Genomic DNA, 3,310 nt, shown 5'->3' with positions numbered 1-3,310 from the left:
GACAGAGACACATCCCAAGTAACGGCCTGGAACCCGGGCCGTTACTGCCATTGCAAATTTCCAAGACGATAAACGCCAATGAAAATAATTGCACCTATAAAACACCTAATTGGTTACAACGTGAAGGTTCGCGTTAAGGCGGACGGTAGCGGAGTTGGTCTCGCGAATGTGAAGATGTCGATGAACCCGTTCGACGAGATTGCGGTTGAAGAGGCGATCCGTCTGAAGGAAGCGGGCAAGGCGGACGAGCTTGTCGTCGTGTCGATCGGCGTGAAACAGGCGCAGGAAACGCTGCGCACGGCGCTGGCGATGGGCGCGGACCGGGCGATCCTCGTCGTGGCCGCCGACGACGTGCACCAAGATATCGAGCCGCTGGCGGTGGCCAAGATCCTAAAGGCCGTGATCGACGCCGAGGCGCCGGGCCTGGTGATCGCGGGCAAACAGGCGATCGACAACGACATGAACGCGACCGGCCAGATGCTGGCGGCGCTGCTGGGCTGGGGTCAGGCGACCTATGCCTCTGAGGTTGCGATCGAGGGCGAGCATGCCGTCGTGACCCGCGAAGTGGACGGCGGTCTGCAGACCATCAAGGTGAAGCTGCCGGCGATCGTCACCGCCGACCTGCGCCTGAACGAGCCGCGCTACGCCTCGCTGCCCAACATCATGAAAGCCAAGAAGAAACCGCTGGACGAAAAGACCGCCGCCGATTTCGGCGTCGATGTCACGCCGCGCCTGACCGTCGTCAAGACGGCAGAGCCCGCCGCGCGTTCGGCCGGGGAAATGGTTGGCTCGGTCGACGAGCTGGTGTCGAAGCTGAAAGAAAAGGGGATCGTGTAATGGCTGTTCTTCTCCTTGCAGAAATCGCCGGTGGTGCACTGGCGCTGGACGCCACCGCCAAGGCGGTGACCGCTGCCAAATCGCTGGGCGATGTGACCGTTCTGGTTGCGGGCCCCGCTGCCGCAGGCGAGGCCGCGTCGAAGATCGACGGCGTGGCAAAGGTTCTGGTGGCGGATGACGCCGCCTATGCCAACGGCCTGGCCGAGCCGGTCGCCGATCTGGTGGTCAGCCTGGCAGGCAATTATGAACATATCGTTGCTCCGTCCACGGCGAGCGCGAAAAACATCCTGCCGCGCGTCGCGGCGCTGCTGGACGTGATGGTTTTGTCGGACGTCACCGCCATCGTGGACGGGTCCACGTTCGAACGCCCGATCTACGCGGGCAACGCGATTCAGACGGTAAAGTCCAACGATTCCAAGAAGGTACTGACCGTCCGCACCACCGCCTTCGACGCGGCTGGCCAGGGTGGTTCGGCCGCCGTCGAGGCCATCGCAGCGGCCGGCAACGCGGGCCTGAGCGCCTGGGTCGAGGACAAGGTCGCGGCGTCGGATCGTCCGGAACTGACCTCGGCCAAGATCGTGGTCTCGGGCGGTCGCGGCGTCGGTTCCGAGGAGAACTTCGCGATCATCGAGGGCCTGGCCGACAAGCTGGGCGCGGCGGTCGGCGCCTCGCGCGCGGCGGTGGATAGCGGGTTCGCACCGAACGACTGGCAGGTCGGCCAGACCGGCAAGGTCGTGGCGCCCGAGCTGTACATCGCGGTCGGGATTTCCGGGGCAATTCAACACCTTGCAGGCATGAAGGACAGCAAGGTCATCGTCGCCATCAACAAGGATGAAGAGGCCCAGATCTTCCAGGTCGCCGACTACGGCCTGGTCGCAGACCTGCTCGACGCCGTCCCGGATATGACAAAGGCACTCTAAGAATGACAAACGTCTACATCTGCGATTACATCCGCACACCAATTGGTCGCTATGGCGGCGCGCTTTCTTCTGTGCGAGCCGACGATCTTGGTGCAATCCCACTCAGGGCCCTGGCCAGCCGAAACCCGAAGCTAGATCTAGCGGCCATTGACGAAGTGATTTTCGGCTGCGCCAACCAGGCGGGCGAGGACAACCGCAACGTCGCACGCATGTCGCTGCTACTCGCGGGATTTCCGGATTGTGTCCCTGGCACGACGATGAACCGGTTGTGCGGATCGGGTATGGACGCCGTAATCACAGCCGCCCGCGCGATCAAAGCTGGAGAAGCCGATCTCATTGTTGCTGGCGGTGTGGAAAGCATGTCTCGTGCTCCGTTTGTGATGCCAAAAGCTACAACTGCATTCTCGCGCGAAAATTCTGCTGAAGACACCACCATCGGCTGGCGCTTCGTCAATAAACAGATGAAGAGTCAATACGGCGTCGACAGCATGCCTGAAACGGCCGAAAACGTAGCGGAAGACTTCAGCATCAACCGCGCCGACCAAGATGCCTTCGCCATGCGTTCGCAGCGAAAGGCGAGAGATGCCATGGCGAACGGTCGTTTGGCCCGTGAAATTGTCCCGGTAGAGATTCCTCAGCGAAAGGGGGAGCCAAAGATCGTCGTACAGGATGAACACCCTCGCGCGGGTACGACTTTGGAAGCGCTCGCCCAACTGAAAACTTTCGTAAAAGCGGACGGCACTGTAACCGCTGGGAATTCTTCGGGCGTGAACGATGGTGCCGCAGCATTGATCCTTGCCACCAGCGACGTCGCAAAAAAATTTGGCCTCACACCGATCGCAAGGGTCTTGGGCGGCGCAACCGCGGGCGTCGCACCGCGCATCATGGGTTTCGGGCCGGCACCGGCGTCGGAAAAGCTGATGGCGCGACTTGGACTGAAACAAGAAGACTTCTCGGTAATCGAACTTAACGAAGCCTTTGCTTCGCAGGGTCTGGCCACACTACGGCACCTGGGGATCGCGGATGATGACGCCCGCGTGAACCCGAACGGCGGCGCTATTGCTCTCGGCCATCCGCTTGGCATGTCAGGTGCCCGCATCACTGGTTCAGCGATGCTGGACCTCAAACCTGGAGAAAAGTCGTTATCGACCATGTGTATTGGCGTGGGACAGGGGATTGCAATCGCGCTCGAAGCTGTCTGAGGTGCCGCGACAACCACAAAACTAACATAAGTTCTCTTATGCGACTTTTGGCTGTACGCGCAAAGCGATAATGTCACCCATGAGCAATTCAGAAGTGTCACTCTCCTCGCATACGATAGCGAGGATGAGTGGACATGGGATGGGTTATGATGAGCGAGCGCGATTTGAACCGCGTTGAGGTTTTGGCGCAGGTCGATGATAGTCGGCTGACGGTAGACAATGCGGCAAACCTGCTGGATCTGACAAGGCGGCAAGTGTTCCGGCTTCTCAAGCGATACCGGCAGGATGGCGCCTCAGCGATCCGACATAAGGCGCGCGGCAAACCTCCAAACAATCGTATCCATCATGCAA

General features: G+C 60.4%; 4 protein-coding genes. All 4 read left to right on the top strand.

The window, feature by feature from the left end; translation table 11 throughout:
* Positions 1-78: 78 nt before the first annotated feature.
* Positions 79-837: an electron transfer flavoprotein subunit beta/FixA family protein gene (locus tag A3764_RS14625; protein WP_067951706.1), complete on the top strand. Its 759-nt coding sequence runs from the start codon at positions 79-81 to the stop codon at positions 835-837.
* Entirely contained in the window at positions 837-1,757 is a 921-nt protein-coding gene (locus A3764_RS14620; RefSeq protein WP_009804214.1) for an electron transfer flavoprotein subunit alpha/FixB family protein, read from the top strand. The genes A3764_RS14625 and A3764_RS14620 overlap by 1 nt, the downstream gene beginning before the upstream one ends.
* Positions 1,758-1,759: 2 nt before the next feature.
* A complete protein-coding gene (gene pcaF / locus A3764_RS14615) occupies positions 1,760-2,959 on the top strand; it encodes a 3-oxoadipyl-CoA thiolase (protein WP_009804213.1) in 1,200 nt (399 codons plus the stop codon).
* A gap of 134 nt (positions 2,960-3,093) precedes the next feature.
* Positions 3,094-3,310: helix-turn-helix domain-containing protein (locus A3764_RS14610; RefSeq protein WP_150121435.1), on the top strand; the 217-nt coding region annotated here is incomplete at its 3' end.

This window comes from Sulfitobacter sp. HI0129 (genome assembly GCF_001635395.1).
GTDB lineage: Bacteria > Pseudomonadota > Alphaproteobacteria > Rhodobacterales > Rhodobacteraceae > Sulfitobacter.
Note: the sequence above shows the minus strand (reverse complement) of the source record. Positions and strands in the feature narration are given on the sequence as shown.